We start from the raw sequence: 20,058 nt of genomic DNA, 5'->3' as shown, positions 1-20,058 counted from the left end.
GGTTGAGGATCACCCCCACCACCGCGGCGGTGATGGCCGAAAGCGCCGCGCTGAGGGCGCGGTTGTCGCGCAGCCGCTCCACATAGGGGGCGCCGAGGAAGATCCACAGGAAGCAGGGCACGAAGGTGACCCAGGTGGTGAGCACCGCCGCGAGCGTCGCCGCCAGCATGGGATCGAGCCCGATGGCCTCGCGATAGGCACCCATGAAGCCGACGAACTGCACCACCTGGATCAGCGGGCCCGGCGTGGTCTCGGCCATGCCCAGGCCGTCGAGCATCTCGCCCGGCGCCAGCCAGCCGTAGTGCTGCACCGCCTCCTGGGTCACGTAGCCCAGCACCGCATAGGCGCCGCCGAAGGTGACCACCGCCATCTTGCTGAAGAAGGTGGCGATCTGGCTGAAGACGTTATCGCCCCCCAGCGTGACCAGCAGCAGCGCCACCGGCGTCAGCCACAGCAGCAGGAAGATCGCCGAGACCCGCAGCGACCAGCTGCGGTTGGGGCGCGCATGGGCCGGCAGCCCCTCGCCAAGCAGCGAGTCGCGGTCGCTGAGCCCCTGGCCGCCGTCCTCTCCGTGGCCGCCGCTCCCCGCCTGGAAGGCCGTCAGGCCACGCCGGCCGCCCCAGAAGCCGATCAGCGCCGCCCCCAGGATGATCAGCGGGAAGGCGATCTCGAGAAAGAAGATCGCCACGAAGGCCGCCGCCGCCAGGCCGATCATCATCCGGTTACGCAGCGCCCGCTTGCCGATGCGCACCACGGCATGCAGCACCACCGCGAGCACCGCCGCCTTGAGGCCGAAGAAGAGCCCCTCCACCAGGCCCACGTTGCCCAGCGTCGCATAGAGATAGCTCAGCGCCAGGATGGCGATGAAGCCGGGGAGCACGAAGAGGCTGCCGGCCACCAGGCCGCCCCGGGTGCGGTGCATCAGCCAGCCGATGTAGATCGCCAGCTGCTGGGCCTCCGGCCCCGGCAGCATCATGCAGTAGTTGAGGGCGTGCAGGAAACGCTTCTCGCCGATCCACTGCTTCTCCTCGACGAGGATGCGATGCATCACCGCGATCTGGCCGGCCGGGCCACCGAAGCTCAGCATGGCCACGCGCAGCCAGACCATCACGGCCTCGCGGAAGGGAACCGAGTGGGGCGTTTCGTTGACGGGGGGCATGTACACTCTCACGAAGACGATGGCGGCATAATGATGTAGAGCGTATAACACACATGTTACGTGTACAACAAAGACGGATGACATGGTAGACGACGACAGACGCTGGCTGATACTGGTCATGAGCCTCAGCGGGCGGGCGGGTAGCACGCGCATGCGGATCTGGCGGGCCCTGCGCAGCCTGGGCGCGGCCGTATTGCGTGACGGTGTCTACCTGTTGCCGGCAAGCCCAGGGCGATATCAGGCGCTGCAACACCAGGCCGATGCTATCCAGGCCTTGGGGGGGAAGAGCCTGCTGCTCGAGGTAGGCGAGACAAACATGGAGTCAACGGAGGTGTTGCCCGCCCTCTTCGACCGGGGTTCGGACTATCAGGAGTTACTCGAGGCAGTCGCCCATTGGCAGACAGAGTGTCCCAGCCTGGAGGAGCGCGAGGCGCAGCGCCGGCTTCTTCAGCTGCAGCGACGCTTCCAGGCCATCGTCGAGCTCGACTTCTTCCCGGGGGCAGCAAGGGAGCAATCCGCCGTTGCGCTGGCCGAGGCCGAGGCCGCCTTCAATCGCCGCTTCGTTCCTGACGAGCCCCAGGCCACCCGGGCAGCGATTCCCCGGCTCGACCGGGAAGCGTTTCGCGGACGGCTGTGGGCCACGCGTCACCACCTGTGGGTGGATCGCGTGGCATCGGCCTGGCTGATCCAGCGCTTCATCGACCCCGAGGCGCGTTTCCTGTGGCTGGCGAGCCCGGGGGACTGCCCGCCTGAGGCGCTGGGATTCGATTTCGACGGTGCCGCCTTTACCCATGTCGACGACAAGGTCACCTTCGAGGTGCTACTGGCGAGCTTCACGCTGGACGGCGACACCGCCCTGGTCCGGCTCGGCGAGCTGGTGCACTACCTGGACGTCGGGGGGGCACCGGTGCCCGAGGCAGCCGGGCTGCAGCTGATGCTGAGCGGCGCCCGAGAGCGCTGCCCGGATGACGACACCCTGCTGGCCCATGCAGGAGCGCTGCTGGACGATCTCTACCAGGCCTACCGGCAGTGCTAACAAGCGCCCTATCACCTGGGGATAGAGAGACACGTCTCGACGAGCTGATGAGCGTGTAGAGTCACAGCCGTGCATGCAGGCGATCATGGATCGGAGCGCTTCCCATCCCCCGGCGCCTTCGCCGCCGGAGGGTTGGCGACCCGGTCCAGGGTCGTGTAGAGCAGCTCGGCGCGCACCGGCTTGGAGAGGTAGTCGTCCATGCCGACCTCCAGGCAGCGTTCGCGATCCCCCTTCATGGCGAATGCCGTCATCGCCACGATGGGGACATGACCGCCGGCAGTCCATTCATGGGCGCGTATCCGCTCCGTGGCCTCCAAGCCATCCATCCCCGGCATCTGCACGTCCATCAGCACCACGTCGAAGCGCTGCTGCAGTGCCGCGGCCAGCGCCTCCGCCCCGTTGGTGGCCAGGGTCACCCGATGACCATGCTGCTCGAGCAGGCGCGTCAGCACCTTCTGGTTGACCAGGCCGTCCTCGGCCAGCAGCACCTGCAACGGCCGACTGGCAACCGGCGGCGGCGACAGGGTCTCCGGGCTCGCACTGACCGGCGCGGTCTGCAGCGCCTCGCAGATGGCGTCGAGCAGGTCGGATGGCTTGACCGGCTTGATCAGGTAGCGGGTAATGCCCACCTCCTTGGCCTGCTGCGCGTCACCCTGCCCAGTGGACGAGAGCATCAGCAGCGCCGGGTCCCCTAGCCGCGGCGACCGCTGGATGCGGCGCGCCACCTCGAGCCCGTCCATCCCCGGCATCTGGTAGTCCAGCAACACCAGCGGCACCGGCTCGCCCTGCGCCGCCCGACCCTCCAGCTCGGCCAGCGCCGTCGCGCCGTCCGCCACGCACAGCGGCTGCATCTCCCAGCCGTTCAGCAGTTCCTCGAGGATCAGACGACTGGTCGGGTTGTCATCCACCACCAGCACCGCCATCTCATGCAGCGACGGCGGTTCCTCCAGGTGATGCGCCGGCTCGGTGTCCACCCGCTCGAAGGTCGCCGTGAAGTGGAAGGTGCTGCCTTGCCCCGGTTCGCTCTCGAGCCAGAGGCGGCCCCCCATCATGTCGATGAGCTGACGACAGATCGCCAGTCCCAGGCCGGTGCCCTCGTGGTGGCGCGACGCCGTGCTGTCGACCTGGCGGAAGGCTTCGAAGATCAGCTCCTGCTTGTCGGGCGGTATGCCCGGACCGGTGTCGCGCACCGAGAAGTGCATCGTCACCTGCGGCGCCGAGGGCATTGAGGTCACCTCGACGTCGACCAGAACCTCGCCCTCCTCGGTGAACTTGATCGCATTGCCCACCAGGTTGATGATGATCTGCCGCAATCGGGCGAAATCCCCGTAGACGGTTTCCGGCACCTCGGGTGGAATGTGATACGCCAGTTCCAGGGGCTTCTCCGTCGCCCGCACGGTCAGCGCCTGCAGGGTATCGCCCAGCATCGCGCGCAGGTCGAAACGGCTCGGCTGCAGCTCCAGCTTGCCCGCCTCGATCTTGGAGAAGTCGAGGATGTCGTTGATCAGGTTGAGCAGGGAATCGGCGGAGGTCTCGACCAGTTCCAGGTACTCCCGCTGCTGGGGAGAGAGGTCGGTGCCGCGAAGCAGCTCGGTCACACCGATGATGCCGTTCATGGGCGTCCGGATCTCGTGACTCATGTTGGCCAGGAACTCGCTCTTGACCTGGGTGGCCTGCTCGGCTTGCTCCTTGGCGTCACGCAGCTCCCGCCGGGAATCCTCCAGCGCCTCGGTGCGCAGCCTCACCTCCCGTTCGACATGATCCGTACGCGACAGCAGCAGCAGCACGAGACCGGTCATCAGGCCGGTAGCCAGCAGGCCGGCCACCAGCGCGATGCCGGGTGTCCAGGTCCGTCGCTCCGCCAGGAAGGCGGATGAGGGGATGCCGTGCACTTCCCAGCTGCGCCCGCCGAGCGCCACCGTCGTGACATGCTGGAAGCGCACCTCCTCGGCCGGAGCCTCCGAGGCGACAGGCGATCCACTCGGCCTCCCGTCGTTCAGCACCTCCTCGGTGCCATCGGACACGTCGACCACCGACACCTGAACGCCGCGCGGCGGCACATAGCGCAGGGTTTGGGCCAGCATCTCGCTGATCCGGAAGGGCACGACCACGAACCCCTTGAGTCGCTCGCGACGCTGCTCGGCGGTTTCCAGGGGGATGACCGGTTCGTTCTTGAAGAAGATCGGGGTGAACAACAGCAACAGGTCGTCGTCCGGCACCAGCGGTGACGCCTGCGCACCAGTCGGGACCAAGCGACCGCTCACCGAGGCCAGGCCCGTATCCCGCGCACGACTCATGGCGGCGCGAGCCACCGGCTGCGACCACCAGTCCAGCCCCGGCTGCCAGGCCGCCGGCTCGCGGGCATGCAGGTACGCCACCGGGAAATACGCCTCCCGCCGGCCGGCCGTGACGAAGCCTCCGCTGCTGGCGTCGAAATCGAGAATCCGATACGCCTCCTGGCTCTCGGCCTCCATCACCCGCTCGTGCAGCTCGCGGGGCAGCGGATAGAGGGGGCGCGGTACCAGGGGGTCAGCCGACGGATCGGCGGCGGTGGCCTCTTCCGAGACTCGCGGCGCCCATTGCAGCGCCATCACCAGCGGCTTGTGCGCCATCAGCGGCTGAGCGAAGGCCGGCCATTCGTGCCATTCGACCAGGGCCGAGCCGGCGAAGTAGGCCTCCAGTGCCGCGCCGGCCCCCTCCAGCTCGACGAAGACGCTTTCGATGGCCTGGGCACGCGCCTCCACATAGGCCCCCAGGGCCTCGGCCACCGCCTGCCGATCGCGCTCCAGCAACACGAACCCCAGCAGCAGGGAGAGCATCAGCCCCACGGCGGCTACCAGCAGCGCCAGCGGCCCGTGACGGCACCAGGCCGCCTTCCCCTCGCGAGGGCTCGGCGAACCCGCACCTGACTTGGGCATATCTGACCCAGGCATCGTCCCACCTCCAAGGTGCGCCCCGCGTCGACGAGCTCGGAACGCTCAACCGGACTCGGCTACCCTTAAGTGTATCGGGTCACAGACGATGGAGGAGCCGGCGATGGCCCCAGCGTTCGACTATGAAGAGGCGATGGCCCAGGTCGGAGGCAGTGATGAACTGCTGGCCGAGCTGATCGAGGTGTTCCGCGGCGAGTACCCCCCGCTGCTCGACGCGATCGAGCAGGCCATTGCCCGGCAACAGGCCGACGCCCTGCTGCAGGCCGCCCACACTCTGAAGGGGTCCGTCCGGGTGCTGGGGGCCGGGCCCGCGGCCGATGCGGCCCTACGCCTGGAGCAGATGGGGAGAGACGACGAGCTGAACGGGGCCGACCAGGCCTGTGAGGCGATGCGCGTCGAGATCGCGCACCTGATGCATGCCCTGGAGGAGTGGCGACAGGGCGATGCGACCAGCGCCTCCTGAGCCGAATGGCCCGAGTCGACCCTAGACACCCTTGCAGACCAGCCCCCATGCCGCACCCTCCGCCCACCGCCCTGCCCTCGGCCCTGCGCCGCCTGGCCGCCATCCTGGCGCTGGCCCTGCCGGGCCTCTCCGCTGCACCGGCCGCTTCCTTCGAGGTGGCTTGGCACGAAGCCATCACGGTAGCCAGCGGCGATGCCCATCGGGGGCCCTGGCGCATGAACCAGTCGGATTTCCGCTACGTGGACGACCCCTCGGTGGCCCTCGGCAAGGACGGCCAGGCGGCCGTGGTCTGGGTCGACCAGGCCAGCCAGGCGGTGCTCTTCCAGCGCTACGACGATCGGGGACGCCCCCGCCTCGAGGAGCCCAGCGACGTCTCGCGCAGCGCCGGAACCTTCTCCTGGCTGCCACGGGTGGTCATGGCGGCCAACGAGCCGGATACCCTCTACGTGCTGTGGCAGGAGATCCTCTTCACCGGCGGCAGCCACGGCGGCGAGATCCTGTTCGCCCGTTCCCGCGACGGCGGCGCCACCTTCAGCGAACCGCTCAACCTCTCCAACACTCGCCACGGCGCCGGCAAGGGACGCCTGACGACGCAATACTGGCACAACGGCAGCCTGGACCTGGCCGAAGGCCCCGAGGGCACCCTCTGGGCGGCCTGGACGGAATACGAGGGGCGGCTGCTGATCGGTCGATCCGCCGACGGCGGGCAGAGCTTCTCGTCGCCGCTGCACGTCACCGGCGACGACGAACTTCCCGCTCGCGGACCCAGCCTCGCCGTGGAGGCCGATGGCCGCGTTCACCTAGCCTGGACGCTGGGCGAGGACGCCACCGCCGATATTCATTACGCGGTCTCCACCGACCAGGGCGAGACCTTCGCCACCCCGCAGCGGCTGAATCCCTCCGCGGGACACGCCGACGCCCCCAAGCTGGCGGTGGACGACCGGGGACGGGTGCACCTGGTGTATGCCGAGAGCGTCGACGACCCCCGACGCATGACGCAGGTTCGCTATAGCCGCGCGGAGGCCGGCGAGCCCTTCGACACACCGCAGACGCTATCGAGCGCCCTGGCCGAGCGCTTCACCCATCAGGGCTTCCCGCATCTGGCGGTATCCGGCGACAGCGTCTACGTGCTGTGGGAGCTGTTTCCCCGGCCGGGTCAGCGCCCCCGGGGGCTCGGCATAAGCGGCTCGCTCGACGGCGGCGACCGCTTCTCCTCCGCCGTGATCGTGCCGCACAGCGGCGACGGGGAGCCGGGCGTCAACGGCGGCCTGCAGGGATTGCTGATGCGCAAGCTGGCCGTCAACGGCGAGGGTGAGCTGGCGGTGGTCCACAGCACCTTCCAGCCCGGCGAACGCAGTCGCGTGCGGCTGCTGCGCGGCCGACTCGCGCCCTGATCGGACACCTTCCCGGCAGGCATCAAGGCACGCAACGGCCTGGCCGATCCGCCGACAACCTGGGTGCGGCACCCAGGTTGTCCCCTCTCCGGCGGCCTGATGCCGATCGAGGGACAGTCGTCGTGGCTGGTCTTGGGTATGCGCACCACGGCGGCGACATCCGGCCTCAGAGCACCGGCGCCAGCAGGTAAGACGCGCGTGCCGCCACCCGATGCCAGAGCGGCTGTGCCTCGACCTCGCCGGGGCGCATTCGTCGCGAACGGGAAAAATCCGCCTCGAACATCGCCTCGACCTCGGCGGCGAATGCCGGGTCCATCACCAGCGCCGTCACCTCGAAGTTCAGCCGAAAGGAGCGATTGTCGAGGTTCACGGTACCCACCGCGGCGCCGACGTCATCGACCAGGAAGGCCTTGCCGTGCAGGAAACCCTCCTCGAAGCGGTGGACTTCCACACCGGCATCCAGCAGTGAATCCAGAAACGCGTAGGCGGCGAAATAGGTCAGCGGATTGTCCGGGCGTTCCGGAATCAGCACCCGTACGTCCACGCCGCTCAGGGCGGCCAGCTTGAGCATCGCGAGCACGCCCTCGTCGGGGACGAAGTAGGGGCTGGAGATCCAGATCCGCTCATGGGCGGCGTGGATCGCCTGCTGGATCATCAGGCTGGCGGTCTCGAAACGGTCCGCGGGACCGGTGGGCAGGATCAGCACCGGCGACGCATGGTGGGTGGGCACCACCGGCTCCCAGGGCAGCTCGGGCAACTCCTCGGTGGCCCAGTGCCAGTCCTCGAGAAACACCAGCTGCAGCGCCAGGGCCGCCGGCCCCTCGATCATCAGGTGGGTGTCCCGCCAGGGGCCGATGCGGGGATGACCGTGCAGGTATTCGTCGCCGACGTTGAAGCCGCCGACCCAGGCCCGGGCACCGTCGGCCACGACGATCTTGCGATGGTTGCGAAAGTTGAGCTGGAAGCGATTACCCGGGCCCCGGGTGGAGTGGAAGCGGTGTACGCGGACCCCGGCCTCCTCCAGCGCCCTGAGATAGCTCCCCGGCAGGGCGTAGCTGCCGATCTCGTCATACAGGAAGTAGACCTCGACGCCCTGCCGGGCCTTCTCGATCAAGCGAGCCTGCAGCGCCAGGCCCACCTCATCGGCGCGTACGATATAGAACTGCACCAGCAGATAGCGCTCGGCGGCCTCGATGCCGGCGAACAGGCTCTCGAAGGTCGCCTCGCCGTCGATCAGCAGCTCCACCCGGTTGCCGCCGAGAAACGGCAGCTTGGCCAGCTGTTCCACCCCCACCAGGTGCTTGTCGCGGTGAGCGGCCGACACCCCGTGGGCACGCAGCTCGGCCAGCTTGTTGGCCAGCGCCTGCCCCAGCGCCGAGTCCTCGTCGCGCCGGGCCGAGACATAGCCCTGGAACCTCGCACGCCCGAACACCCAGTAGGCCGGCACCGCCACATAGGGCATGGTGTTCAGGGAAACGATCCAGGCCACGGCCCCCTGGGAGGTGCGACTCGACATCATGGCGTCCAGCGATGAGGCCAGGCCCACCAGATGCATGATGCCGAGAATTAGCAAGAGCCGGCGCCAGGGCCAGCGACGCCTGGCAGGCGCGTTCGGTGGCGATGACACGCTCTAGTTCCTCACTTCGCTCGGCCTTACCAGCGCGGCTCATCAAAGGTCAGGCCCATGGTATTGTCCGGAGCTAGCCATCCTGTCGTCTCGCCCCAGCACATACTCTTCGCCAAGCATCTGGCGACGCGCCAGCGATACGACCAGCGGTGGCAAGACAAACCACTGCCGCAGCGGCGCCAGTGTTCCACGACACACCCGGGCTGGCAACCTGTGGGCTGCCCCCAGGTTGAATGGCTCGGAATTCATTGATTCCGATCTAGTGACACCAAGTGTTGGTGAGCTAAAGTGACAAGACCTTTTCGGCATCCGACAGCCTTGCTGACGAAAGGTTGTGAGGCTGACGGGGGATGACGATGTAACTTTGGATGGCTCTCGTGCGAACGAAGAGAAGCATAGCGGAGAATCGTAACAATGTATAAGAGATGGAGTTGTGCTTACAGCCTGGCTGGTCTGGCCATGATTGCCATCATATCTGGTCCCTTGGCTGCTCACGAGCACCACCATTCCGGCGATGTCTTGCTGGAGGAGCTCCTGGACAGAATGGGCGCCAGGGTGGAGCGTGAGCGAGATCGGGCAGACGATTACCTGGAGGCAATCCTAGCGGCCGAGACGACTGAGGAAATTGACGACATCACGCTGACTTACCTAGTCGGTGCCGAGCACCACTGGGGACACTTTCATGAGCTGGTCCACCTTCTGGGGAGTTGTGAGCTACCCGACCCTGCTGCACACCAGTATCCCTGGGCCCATGACGAGGGGATATACGCGGTACGGGATGACATGATCCGTGCCCATTACTGGAGCCTCAGGGAAATGACAGACGTGGCGTCTGCTCAGGAGGTAGTGCGTGCCTACGTCGGCGAGCTCACCGAGTACCTTGAGCGATATGATGAGTTCCACGGGCTTCTCGAGGATATGGATGAATGTGTCGCTGCCGAGGAGGAGCACCACTGAGCAGGAAAGGCTCCGCGAACACTTCGAGACCACATGAGGACGTTTTTCGGCAGACAAGGCCGCCTGGACCGATCCGAGCGGCCGAGAGCGCAGATCGGCCCCCCGATGCCAGCGCGGCTGGCCATCGATATCCTCAGGCTGCAAGGTGGGTATCCCGCCAGGGGCCGATAGTGCTCAGGTCCTTTCCTTCTTGGCCCTCGTTGCCGCTTTTCCGGGGCCAGAAGCAGCGTCGTCACGCCTGCGCAGACAGGCTTCGCCGAGCATCTGGCGACGCACCAGCCATACGACCAGCGGTGGCAGGAGGAGCCACTGCAGCAGCGGCGCCAGCCCCGTCCCCAGCAGCGGCAGGGTGGGCATCCGCTCGGCGTATTGCCAGCGATCCTGCAGCGCGGTGGCGTGCCACTCCAGCCCGATGGTGATCACCACGCCGACGACCACGAAGCCGGCTATCGCCCTGATATCGGGACGGAGCAACCAATCGCGCCGTCGGAGTACCGCGGCCACGGCCCAGTAGGCCACGAGAGCGATAAGCACATCCCCCAGGGTCGCCCGGGTGCAGAAGCGCACCGCCTCCCAGTGCGTCATGGTCGGCATCTCGGCGAAGAACGGCACCTGAAGGAATTCCCACGGATAGTTCAGCAGGAACGCAAAGAGCGCCACGTTGAACTCCGGGGTGGCCAGCAGCCGAGTTGACTTGCCGCATTCGGCTCGCGCTCCCGTCATGGTGAAAGCTCCAGAACTCCAGAATAGGGAGGGGGGCGATGCAGTGGCCAACGACAGGCGCCAGTGTTCCACGCTGCCAGAAGCCAGGCAAGCCGTGCCCTGCCCCCAGGTTGAACGGCAGGTGTTTCTTGATACCCATCAAGTGACACCAGGTGTCGGTGAGCTATGGTGAAAAGACCCCCTCGACATCAGGCAGCCATGTTCCCACACAGCGTGTTCGACCGCGAAGCATCCTGTGCTACCACGAGGCGGGCAGGGATCCTGCTGGTCGTGTTGCTGGCACTGGCGACCTTGCTGCTCGGCGGGTTCGCGATGGCCCATGTCGATAAGCCAGACGCCTGGGCCTCCGATCCCGGGCGCTTGGTGGCGACGGAGGCCGCTTCCGTCGCTGCGGCTGCCGCAGCGTGGCGCGAAGCCGATCCGTCTTGCCGACATGGCCATGGCGAATTCGCACTGCCGCAGGGCATGCCGCGTGTCGATCGCCAGGAAGTCGAGTGCGACGACGTCCTGACGCTCACCGCCGAACCGGTGACTGCCCCCCTCCTGGTGCCCATCGTCCGGACACCGCGACATCGGCCGGCCCAGTCCGGCCTTCCCGTCTATCTGCTCACCCAGCGCCTGCGCCTCTGAGCGCCACGCGAGAGCGGTATTGCGTCCCGTTCAGGTGTCAGCGGATGTACTCCCCGTGAGCCGACATCTGACGCGAGGCCGATTCGCCTGCCCCGGTCTGAAACTGGCCCCTACGGGAGGCCATGCCCCGAGATCCTTCAATACAGCGAGAATGACTCATGTACGTTGCAACCTTTCATGACGTGATTGAGTGGACGCGCGCCCTCCATGAACATCTGGCACGGTGCCTGAAGCACTGCTCGACGCAGCAGGAAGAAGAGCGCGCCAAGTGGCTGCTAGGGTATCTGGCGGATCACGAGGCGGCACTGGAGAAGACTCTGGCCGGCTTCGAGAAACAGGCCGACCCCAAGGCGCTGAATACCTGGCTCTACGACTACATTGCCTACAAGCCGATCAAGCCACACCAGTCGTGCAGCGCGCCCTATGCGGAAATGAGCTTCGACGAGATCTGCCAGGAAATCTTCGACCTCCACAATCAGGTCATCGATTTCTATCACTATCTCGAGGGGCGCACCGAGATTCCCGAGACGCGCGCGCTGATCGGCGAGCTGCTGTGTCTGGAGCGGCATGAAGCGATGCGCCTGGCCCATCAGGCCAACCGCACCCGGGATCTCTGAATGGACGCGACTCCCACCCTCTCGACGGCGGCGACACGCGCATCGCCGGGCGACATCCCGCCCGGCGACCTCATGACAGAGCTGCTGCGCTACCAGATCGACCTCTGGCAGCGCGGTGTGCTCTATCTGGACACGCTGCGACAGCGCGCCGAGAACATGCTCGAGCATGAGCGAGCGGGCAAGCCGCCGCTGCTCGACTTCGACTACGAGACGGTCCTCGATGGCCGCCGGCTGGCGCGCCCCGCCAACTATGCGTTGCTGCGGATCACCCGGGTGGGCGATGACTGCCTGGAGGACTGCCTCGACGCCAACAAACCGCCGGTGGTCATCGTCGACCCGCGCGCCGGCCACGGCCCGGGCATCGGCGGCTTCAAGCGCGACTCCGAGGTCGGCATGGCCCTCCACGAGGGCCACCCGGTCTACTTCGTCGCCTTCTTTCCGGAGCCCGTGGCCGGCCAGAGCCTGCACGATGTCCTCTCCGTGCTACGGCGTTTCGTCGAGGAGGTCTCGCAGCGCCACCCTGACACGCCACCGGTACTCTACGGCAACTGCCAGGCGGGCTGGGCCATTGCGCTGCTCTCGGCCGACTGCCAGGGCCTGGTCGGGCCGGCAGTGCTCAACGGCTCGCCGCTCTCCTACTGGTCGGGCGAGTCCGGCGTCAATCCCATGCGGCTGGCCGGCGGGCTCACGGGCGGGGCTTGGCTGACGCATCTGGTGGCGGATCTGGGGGACGGGCGCTTCGACGGCGCCCACCTGGTCGCCAACTTCGAGACCCTCAAGCCAGCGAACACCCTGTGGCAGAAGGACTACCAGCTGTTCGCCCATATCGATACCCAGCGCGAACGCTTCCTCGAGTTCGAGCGCTGGTGGACGGGCTTCTACTCCCTGAGCAAGGAGGAGGTCGTCGCCATCGTCGAGAACCTCTTCGTGGGCAACCAACTGGAGCGCGGTGAGTTCCAGGTATGCCCGGGTTGCACCGTCGATCTGCGACGCATCCGCAACCCGCTGGTGATCTTCGCCTCCAGCGGCGACAACATCACCCCGCCCCACCAGGCGCTCAACTGGATCCCGGCAGTCTATCCGGACACAGAAGCCCTCGTGGCAGCCGGGCAGCGTATCGTCTACCTCCTCAATCCGCATGTGGGGCATCTGGGCATCTTCGTCTCCTCCAGGGTCGCGCGCCTCGAGCACCGGGCGATCCTCGAGAGCGTCGGCGAGCTGAATGACTTGGCGCCTGGCCTCTACGAGATGAAAATCGACAACCCCACCGGCGACCCCGACTGTCACAAGCCCCAGTTTCAGGTGCGCTTCGAGGCGCGCCGGGTGGAGGAGCTGGAGTATCCCGACCAGGCCCCGGCATTCGAACGGGTGCGCGCGCTGTCCGAGTACAACGTGGCCCTCTACGAGACATTTCTCGGACCCTGGGTCCGGCTGGCGGTCAATCCGTGGACGGCGGAGGCGCTGCGCCAGCTGCATCCGGCCCGCATCAGCCGGCTGATGTTGTCGGAGCGCGTCGCGCCCTGGATGGCCGGCGTGAAGTGGCTGACAGAGGTGACGGAACCCGCGCGCGAGCCGCTCGATGATGACAATTGCTTTCGGCAGTGGGAGGCGTTGGCCAGCGGAATGGTCGCGTCCGGGCTCGAGCTCGCGGGTGTTATCCGCGACGGCATGAGCGAGGCCTGGTTTCACGGCCTGTATGGCTGGCCGTCAGCCATCAACACCGAGACGACCCCGTAAGGGGGCGGGGCGGGAAAGATGCGACACTCGCTGTGGACGATCGTGGCGATCCTGCTGCTCGCCGTTGGCGGCTATCTGGGCTTCCTGGCGCTGCGGCCGGCGGAGCTCCCGCCCGGCCTCCTGTAAGGTAGTGGCGCCCAACAGACGCCACTGCAGGCACTGCGACGCCAGCCGCAAACGACCAAGTTCAGGGTGAGCCCCATGCACGATCACCATCTGACGCCTCGCCTGAGTCCGCTATGGATAATCACGGTCATCCTCACCGTCGCCGCGCTGTACTGGCTGCGGATTCTCGCCGTGCCCTTGGCATTTGCGCTATTCCTGATGGCGCTGGTGTGGCCCCTGTACCGACACCGGGTGTTCAAGGGAAGGGTCCTGCGCGGCTTGGCACTTGCCGCTTCCGTGCTGCTGGTGCTGATGGCCATCGCCGTCCTGCTCGCCTTGATCGCCTATGGGGCCCGCATCGTGGCGGATGGCCTATCGCTCTACGGTGCGCGAATGCAGGAGACCTACCGTTCCATCGGCCTGTGGTTCGAGGCGAGAGACATTGCCCTCGAGCCCGCCATGGCGGAACAGCTCAGCCCCGGTCGGCTGCTTCACCTCTTCCATGAGACCGCTACCCGCCTCAACGCCGTTCTCGGTTTCCTGGCGCTGACCCTGATCTTCCTGATCATGGGCCTGTTGGAAGCCAGCGCCTTCCAGCGACGCCTACCCCATGCGCTGGGGGCGGATGCCGCCGAGCGGCTATTGAAGGCATTTGCGGAACTCGGGTGGAAGTTCCGTCGCTATATGCTCGTCAGGTCGGTCGTGAGCGTGCTCACGGGCTTGCTGACATGGCTGTTCGCCCTCTTCGTCGGGCTGGACCTCGCCGTTGTCTGGGGCTTGCTGGCATTCGCGCTGAACTACATCCCTTTCGTCGGCTCTATCCTGGCCGTGTTTCCGCCGGCGCTCTTTGCCGTCGTTCAGTTCGAGTCCTGGCAGGGACCGGTAGTGGTGCTCGCCGGTATGGCACTCATCCAGTTCTCCATCGGCAATTTTCTCGACCCAAGACTCGAGGGGCGGGCCTTGGCCATATCGCCCTTCGCCGTCATCTTTTCCATCTTCTTCTGGGGCATCGTCTGGGGCATTCCTGGCGCCTTTATCGGCGTCCCCTTGACGATCGCCCTGGTCACCATCTGTGGCCATTTCCACGAAACCTGCTGGATAACGCGCATCCTGGCTCCCCCGCCCATGCCCGAGGGAATCGAGCGCGAGCCGTAATACTCAGCCCCGGCCCCGCCTCTGGCGAAGGGTCTTGACCATCGCCGCCGTCTGCAGGCTGAAGAGAATACCGACGAGTCCCAGAAACCAGAACCGGAACCAGTTGGGGTCCGGTATTCCTCGCTGGAACACCAGGTTCCTCAAGCTGAGCTCGTAATGCAGGAAGAGGAAATACGAGGCGTGCAGGATGACCAGATAGAAGACGACGTAGGCATACTGTTGGATGTGCTTCCAGGCTCGACTACCCAGATAGTTAATGGCGCGATCGGAGGATATCGCCAGCAGGACGAGGGCCCAGAAGAGGGCCACCAGGCCGATCAGGTTCGCCAGCCCGAAGCCGGGATCCACGAGTACCGGCTCCGGAATCCCGATATTGGCAATGTGTTGGTAGCCCAGGAAGCCGCTTATCGACCAGCGTGCCCAGCCGTCCCAGACCAGGTAGGCGTGCACGGCAGCGTACAGCGCGAACCAGATGCCGACGGCCCGCCGCCAATGCAGCAGAGGGGTCATCACCTTTGGCCAGAGGCGCGCGATGGGGCCGATGGACAAGGCGACGAACAGCAGGATAAAGGCGGCATCACCGAAGGCCCGCCAGGTGCGCATCTCATTATCCCACTCCAGGCGGCTGATCCAGAAAAGATAGGTCACAACGGCGCCGGTGAGCGCGACAACCAGGTGCATCAGGAGGCGACGCTTGCCCACAGGGGTGGTAGCCTCCGCCAAGGCCTCGATCGCCTTGCCCACCCTCTCCTGTACAGGGGTTTGCTGACTCACTCTCTTCTTCTCCAGCATCAATGGTGGCTACTTTGCCGTGGGAATTGTGGGGTGCGGATCAATAACGACCGCCACCCTGTCGCCTGCCGTGGCAGGCGACAGGGCTGACCGCCGGGGTCGAAGCAACGCCACTCACTCCATCATATGGCGATGGCGGAACTCGACCTCGCTGGTGGGTTCGCCGGCGCGGTTGATACGCAGTTGAATGCTGTAGCCGCCCTCCTCCGGGAAGCTGAAGAAGTTGCCGTAGGTGATCGTATCGGCGATCTGCATCGGCTCGAGAGATCGGTAAGTCCCCGCATGACCCTCATGCCGTATCCGCGCAGCGACCTCGGCATCCTCGATCCGCTGACCGGTCTCCTGATCGACCACGGTGACAACAAGATGCTGCTCACGGGTCATGACCCCCTCACGCCCCTCATGAATGATCCGGTGGTCCTGGATCATCTCCGCCGGCAGGATCCCGATATAGATGTTCATGCCATCCACCGACCGGGAGTGACCATCCTCCTCGGCAAGCAGCGGCCCGACGGCCCATGACACCAGCAGGGCAACCAACAGCAAAGATTTCTTCAGATGACTCATGATCGTCTCTCCATTAAAAGGATGTAGCACCACCTCTACTTCTTCTTTCCTCCTCCTCGCGGCGACTGATGACAGCTCCATGGCTCCTGCTTGGCATTGTCCTTCACGTTCTGGTCGACAAAGCGATAGTGGTTTTCCTTGAAACGTGTCCACCAACCATGGCTTATCTCGATGGCATGCTTGTCCAGAATCTCTTCGACGCAGTCGAGGCAGATTCTGGACGCATCATAGGCCAGATAGAGCATCCGCTTATTCTCGTTTAACGAAACGCTATCGAGCCCATATAGCCGATCGATTTCATCGATGGCGGCTTTCAGGGACGCTGTATCACTGGGCTCCAGTTTGAGGTTACGATTGACCAGGTTGGTCTCGGCTACACCGAGACGGTGCTCGTGGTTCCTCATCATTCATCTCCCTTTCCATTCCTGCTGTAAGTAATGCGCTGATAGGCTCAGCACCTGCCGATTGATAGCGCCACTATTCTCGTCGAGAATGGGTAACGCCACCGTGAACAAACTGCGGAAGGAATCCCGGCGTTCGCGCCATATAGGCCCGGCACTCATCGCCAAACGTTTTCAGGGCTTCGCGTTCTTCTCGACGGGCGAGGCGAACATAGACGACGACCAGTATCGGGAACATGATGACGGTGAGCAGCGTGGGCCACTGCAGCAGGAACCCGAACATGATCAGGATGAAAGCGAGATATTGCGGATGGCGGCAGCGTGCATACCAGCCGGTCGTGGCCAGCTCACCCTTGCGTTGCGCCTGATGGAGCACACGCCAGGCCGATGCCAGCATGAAGAACCCCAGGACAATGATGATGTTGCTGGCGATGTGCAGCGGATTCAAATGGGGGTCCCCTCCCAGCCCCAGCAGGGTGTGCAGTAAATGGCCGCTGTCATGGGAGAAGGGGTCGAGATCCGGATAGCGGCTTGCCAGCCAGCCGGCGAGGAAGTAGATGGTCAGGGGGAAGCCATACATCTCCACGAACAGGGCCACCATGAATGCCGAGAAGGCACCCAGGCTTCGCCAGTCCGTCTGGCTGCGAGGCTTGATGAAGCTGAAGGCGAAGAAGATAAAGACCGCCGAGTTCAGGATGACCAGTATCCATAGCCCGTAGGCGCTTTCACCAGCGTTCATTTGTCGTCCTCCTCATCCTTGCCATGTCCGCCATGCCCCCCATGACCACCGTGCAGAAACAGATGCATCAGCGGGCAGGCCAGCAGGATGAGAAATGGCAGAAACTGTATGAAGTGCACCCTGTGCTCGGCCCAGAGCAGGTACACCACGAAGGCGAGAAAGAGTCCCAGCGGCAACCAGAAACGTAACGGTTGCTGGCCGCCGGAGTCGGCAGAGTGCTTGTCATGTTTCATCGTTCACCTCGGATGGCGCGGAGTTCGGCCAGACAGGGGCCAGACTCACGAATGGTGCGTAATCCTGGAGACGTCGTAGAGAACAGCCGATCTCAGATACGCAGCCGTGCCGTGACGAGATAAACGGGAGTAGGTGAGTGCGGTGAGAGGCCGGATGGCACCGACCCCTCGCCTACCGTGAGAGGCAAGAGTGACAAGGAGAGCCAGCCGTGGAGAAGGCCTACGGCGGCAGTCAGGTTGCGAAGATCATCTGCCGGCATCTTCCCGAGGCTGGCCGTGATGGCGGGCACGTGATCATCGCAGTGGTCCGGATCCGGGGAGGGCTGCCCGGGGGCAGCGGCGTGGCTCACCTGGCTGGCCTGTTCGCCCATGTCCAGCGACGGCGAGCAGGCATAGGCCACGCCTACCGCCCCGGCCAGCAGCCAGAGCAGCAGGATTCCCGGCAATCGGGTGACCAGCGATCTGCGCAATCCGAACAGGCTCATCTGGGTACGCCTTCTCCACCATAGTCCGGTGACACACCGACAAGGGCTCGCCGACAAGTTCAGCATGGCAAGGGACCGTGCCGACCGCGTTGATGCAGATCAAGCCCCCTTCACACCTTGTGACTCGCCCTGCCGGCTCGCCACGGGCTGGCGCCGCGACCAGCCGATCAGCACCACGCCCGCCACCATCATCGGCAGGGTCAGCGCCATGCCCATGGTCACCCAGCCGAAGGCGATGAAGCCGATATGCGGATCGGGCAGGCGCACGAACTCCACGGCGAAGCGGAAGACGCCGTAGAGCAGCAGGAAGAGCCCGGAGATCAGCCCGGTGCGGCGTGGCTCGCGGGACAGCCACCAGAGCACCGCGAAGAGCACCACCCCCTCCAGGGCGAACTCGTAGAGTGCCGTGGGGTGGCGCGGCTCCGGCCCCATGTGCGGGAAGGGCATCGCCCAGGGCAGCTCGCTGACCCGACCCGGCAGCTCGTGATTGATGAAGTTGCCGATCCGCCCCGCGCCCAGGCCGATCGGCACCAGCGGAGCGATGAAATCGGTCAGCCGGAAGAAGTCGAGCCGCTTCCTGCGCGCGAACACCCAGGCCGCGACCAGCACCCCGATCAGGCCGCCGTGGAAGCTCATGCCCCCTTCCCAGATCCGCAGCAGCCAGAACGGGTCGGCAAGCCACTGCTCGGCCCCGTAGAAGAGCGCATAGCCCAAGCGGCCGCCGAGCACCACGCCGACGGCGCCGTAGAAGATCAGGTCGCCGATGTCGTCGTGGCTCAAACCCAGGCGATGCGCGCGAAGGCGCCCCAGCCACCAGGCGGCGACGAAGCCGACCACGTACATCAGGCCGTACCAGTGAATCGTGAACGGCCCGAGGCTGATGGCCACCGGATCGATATTGGGGTATTGCATCATCTCGTTTCCTTCCCCTCAGGGCATTCTGATGCGGCGCAGCGCGACGGGCATCCACCCCGCGCGAGCCGCCTTACAGCGTCGACCAGTCGCGCCCGCCGTTGTCGCTGAGCAGCAGCCGACCCTCGTCATCCGACGCCACCAGGCGCTCGGGATTGGTGGGATCCACCGCCAGGTGCAGCAGGTAGCGCTCGTCCCAGCCCCGCTTCACCACCTCCCAGTCGCGGCTGGCCTCCTCGGCCGTCATCAATCCCACCCCCAGCATGAAGGCGTGGAGCCGCCCATCCTGGGCCACCACCAGGCTGACGGGCCGGCGCTCGGGGTGAACCGGCCGCCAGCGCTGTCCCCCATCCGGGCTCAGCAACAGGCCGTCCTGGGTGGCGGCGTAGAGATGCTCGGGATCGCGGCTCGAGGCCGCCAGGGCGATCAGGCCGTCCGGGGCTCGTCCCTGGACCTCCCATCGATGGCCACCGTCACGGCTGACCTGCAGCTGGCCGGCAAAGGCACCGTAGAGCACGTCAGGGTCGGCTTCGCTGACGGTGAGCTGATGGAAGTCCACCGGGCCATCGACGCCGGGCGAACGCTGCTCCCAGCGCTTGCCGCCATCGGTGGAGACCATCACGCCGAGGTTGCCGCCCCGGGCCGGATGACCGCTGGCAAAGAACATCTCGGCGTCGGCGGGGTGCGGCGTGAAGCCCATGAAGTCATGGCGCTCCTCCGACACCTGGCGCACCAACCCATCGACGCCGACGACATGGAAGCCGTGGTGGGTGGCCAGCCAGATCCGCTCTCTGTCGGCGCGGTCGAAGGCCAGGCCGTGGAGATGGGTCTGCTGGCGCAGCTGCTCCGGGCTGATGCCCTCCGGCTCGCGGGAGCAGCCCGCCAGCAGCAGGGCCGCCACGGCGGTCAGCAGCAGGAAAACGCTTCGGAAGTCGCGCATCGCAAGAGTCTCTCTTTCATTCGGGTAAGGCCGGGGCCGCCGGGCGGCCCCGGGATCGGAGGTGCCGGGGGCGGCCTCAACTCACGCGGATGGTCGCCATCATGCCCAACTCCTCGTGCTCGATGATGTGGCAGTGGAACAGCCAGTCGCCGGGCTCGCGGAACACCATGCGGAGTTTCAGGCGCTGGTAGGGCGCCAGGTTGATGGTGTCCTTCCAGGCCAGCCAGGGCGCCTCGCGCCAGTCGCCATCGGCATCGCGGGTGGCGATCACCTGGAAATGGGTGCCGTGCAGATGGAAGGGGTGGTCCATATGGGAGTTGTTGAAGACCTCCCACTCCTCCACCTCGCCGACCTTGCCCTCGAAGAGGATCTCGTCCATGGCGAAGGCACGACCGTTGATCAGGAAATCCACCTCCGGGCGGGTGTCGCCGGCGTCCCCGCCAGGGTCCGCAT

21 protein-coding genes are annotated in these 20,058 nt (G+C 65.7%); 8 read left to right on the top strand and 13 right to left on the bottom strand.

Annotated elements, in window-relative coordinates:
* Positions 1 to 1,159 (bottom strand): chromate efflux transporter (chrA, locus tag J5F18_RS01835; RefSeq protein ID WP_346300656.1); only part of this gene is annotated, 1,159 nt, incomplete at its 3' end.
* 82 nt (positions 1,160 to 1,241) lie between these two features.
* Here chrA and J5F18_RS01830 point away from each other — a divergent pair.
* Positions 1,242 to 2,195, top strand: a complete 954-nt coding sequence (locus J5F18_RS01830; protein ID WP_346300655.1) for a chromate resistance protein ChrB domain-containing protein — start codon at positions 1,242 to 1,244, stop codon at positions 2,193 to 2,195.
* Positions 2,196 to 2,278: 83 nt separating this feature from the next.
* Here the strand turns inward: J5F18_RS01830 and J5F18_RS01825 are convergent, their stop codons facing one another.
* A complete protein-coding gene (locus tag J5F18_RS01825; RefSeq protein WP_346300654.1) occupies positions 2,279 to 5,128 on the bottom strand; it encodes a response regulator in 2,850 nt (949 codons plus the stop codon).
* Positions 5,129 to 5,231: 103 nt separating this feature from the next.
* Here J5F18_RS01825 and J5F18_RS01820 point away from each other — a divergent pair, with 103 nt between their 5' ends.
* The gene (locus tag J5F18_RS01820; protein ID WP_346300653.1) at positions 5,232 to 5,591 is read left to right on the top strand and encodes an Hpt domain-containing protein; all 360 of its coding nucleotides are present in this window, start codon (positions 5,232 to 5,234) and stop codon (positions 5,589 to 5,591) included.
* 47 nt (positions 5,592 to 5,638) lie between these two features.
* Positions 5,639 to 6,985, top strand: a complete 1,347-nt coding sequence (locus J5F18_RS01815; protein WP_346300652.1) for a sialidase family protein — start codon at positions 5,639 to 5,641, stop codon at positions 6,983 to 6,985.
* 166 nt (positions 6,986 to 7,151) lie between these two features.
* Here J5F18_RS01815 and cls read toward each other — a convergent pair whose 3' ends face one another.
* The gene (cls, locus tag J5F18_RS01810; protein WP_346302157.1) at positions 7,152 to 8,540 is read right to left on the bottom strand and encodes a cardiolipin synthase; all 1,389 of its coding nucleotides are present in this window, start codon (positions 8,538 to 8,540) and stop codon (positions 7,152 to 7,154) included.
* A 531-nt stretch (positions 8,541 to 9,071) separates the two neighbouring features.
* Here cls and J5F18_RS01805 point away from each other — a divergent pair.
* Complete coding sequence (locus tag J5F18_RS01805; protein WP_346300651.1) at positions 9,072 to 9,569, top strand: hypothetical protein; 498 nt, start codon at positions 9,072 to 9,074, stop codon at positions 9,567 to 9,569.
* Between the two features lie 174 nt (positions 9,570 to 9,743).
* Here the strand turns inward: J5F18_RS01805 and J5F18_RS01800 are convergent, their stop codons facing one another.
* The gene (locus J5F18_RS01800) at positions 9,744 to 10,292 is read right to left on the bottom strand and encodes a hypothetical protein (protein WP_346300650.1); all 549 of its coding nucleotides are present in this window, start codon (positions 10,290 to 10,292) and stop codon (positions 9,744 to 9,746) included.
* 198 nt (positions 10,293 to 10,490) lie between these two features.
* On the opposite strand from J5F18_RS01800, the gene J5F18_RS01795 reads away from it, so the two are divergent.
* From J5F18_RS01795 to J5F18_RS01780, 4 genes are all read left to right on the top strand, one after another.
* Positions 10,491 to 10,922 carry a hypothetical protein gene (locus J5F18_RS01795; protein WP_346300649.1) on the top strand — a complete coding sequence of 144 codons (432 nt, stop codon included), beginning with the start codon at positions 10,491 to 10,493 and terminating at the stop codon, positions 10,920 to 10,922.
* A 158-nt stretch (positions 10,923 to 11,080) separates the two neighbouring features.
* Positions 11,081 to 11,539, top strand: a complete 459-nt coding sequence (locus tag J5F18_RS01790) for an ATPase (RefSeq protein ID WP_346300648.1) — start codon at positions 11,081 to 11,083, stop codon at positions 11,537 to 11,539.
* Positions 11,540 to 13,276 (top strand): DUF3141 domain-containing protein, encoded by a 1,737-nt coding sequence (locus J5F18_RS01785; RefSeq protein ID WP_346300647.1) that lies wholly within the window; start codon positions 11,540 to 11,542, stop codon positions 13,274 to 13,276. It abuts the gene before it with no gap.
* A gap of 201 nt (positions 13,277 to 13,477) precedes the next feature.
* On the top strand, positions 13,478 to 14,536 hold the full coding sequence (locus J5F18_RS01780) for an AI-2E family transporter (protein ID WP_346300646.1): 1,059 nt from the start codon (positions 13,478 to 13,480) through the stop codon (positions 14,534 to 14,536).
* 3 nt (positions 14,537 to 14,539) lie between these two features.
* Here the strand turns inward: J5F18_RS01780 and J5F18_RS01775 are convergent, their stop codons facing one another.
* From J5F18_RS01775 to J5F18_RS01735, 9 genes are all read right to left on the bottom strand, one after another.
* On the bottom strand, positions 14,540 to 15,310 hold the full coding sequence (locus tag J5F18_RS01775) for a hypothetical protein (protein ID WP_346300645.1): 771 nt from the start codon (positions 15,308 to 15,310) through the stop codon (positions 14,540 to 14,542).
* Between the two features lie 132 nt (positions 15,311 to 15,442).
* Positions 15,443 to 15,976 (bottom strand): hypothetical protein, encoded by a 534-nt coding sequence (locus J5F18_RS01770; RefSeq protein ID WP_346300644.1) that lies wholly within the window; start codon positions 15,974 to 15,976, stop codon positions 15,443 to 15,445.
* Positions 15,931 to 16,299 (bottom strand): cation transporter, encoded by a 369-nt coding sequence (locus J5F18_RS01765; RefSeq protein ID WP_346300643.1) that lies wholly within the window; start codon positions 16,297 to 16,299, stop codon positions 15,931 to 15,933. Before J5F18_RS01765 ends, J5F18_RS01770 begins: the two co-directional genes overlap by 46 nt.
* A 73-nt stretch (positions 16,300 to 16,372) precedes the next feature.
* Positions 16,373 to 17,035 carry an isoprenylcysteine carboxylmethyltransferase family protein gene (locus J5F18_RS01760; RefSeq protein WP_346300642.1) on the bottom strand — a complete coding sequence of 221 codons (663 nt, stop codon included), beginning with the start codon at positions 17,033 to 17,035 and terminating at the stop codon, positions 16,373 to 16,375.
* Positions 17,032 to 17,211 (bottom strand): DUF2933 domain-containing protein, encoded by a 180-nt coding sequence (locus J5F18_RS01755; RefSeq protein ID WP_346302156.1) that lies wholly within the window; start codon positions 17,209 to 17,211, stop codon positions 17,032 to 17,034. The genes J5F18_RS01760 and J5F18_RS01755 overlap by 4 nt, the downstream gene beginning before the upstream one ends.
* 149 nt (positions 17,212 to 17,360) lie before the next feature.
* Positions 17,361 to 17,753, bottom strand: coding sequence for a hypothetical protein (locus J5F18_RS01750; RefSeq protein WP_346300641.1), 393 nt, complete (start codon positions 17,751 to 17,753; stop codon positions 17,361 to 17,363).
* A 99-nt stretch (positions 17,754 to 17,852) separates the two neighbouring features.
* Positions 17,853 to 18,668 carry a prolipoprotein diacylglyceryl transferase gene (gene lgt / locus J5F18_RS01745; protein ID WP_346300640.1) on the bottom strand — a complete coding sequence of 272 codons (816 nt, stop codon included), beginning with the start codon at positions 18,666 to 18,668 and terminating at the stop codon, positions 17,853 to 17,855.
* Between the two features lie 70 nt (positions 18,669 to 18,738).
* Positions 18,739 to 19,605, bottom strand: coding sequence for a hypothetical protein (locus J5F18_RS01740; RefSeq protein WP_346300639.1), 867 nt, complete (start codon positions 19,603 to 19,605; stop codon positions 18,739 to 18,741).
* A gap of 76 nt (positions 19,606 to 19,681) precedes the next feature.
* The coding region (locus J5F18_RS01735) for a multicopper oxidase domain-containing protein (protein ID WP_346300638.1) at positions 19,682 to 20,058 on the bottom strand (377 nt) is incomplete at its 5' end.

The sequence above is a fragment of the Halomonas sp. BM-2019 genome, assembly GCF_017584085.1.
Note: the sequence above shows the minus strand (reverse complement) of the source record. Positions and strands in the feature narration are given on the sequence as shown.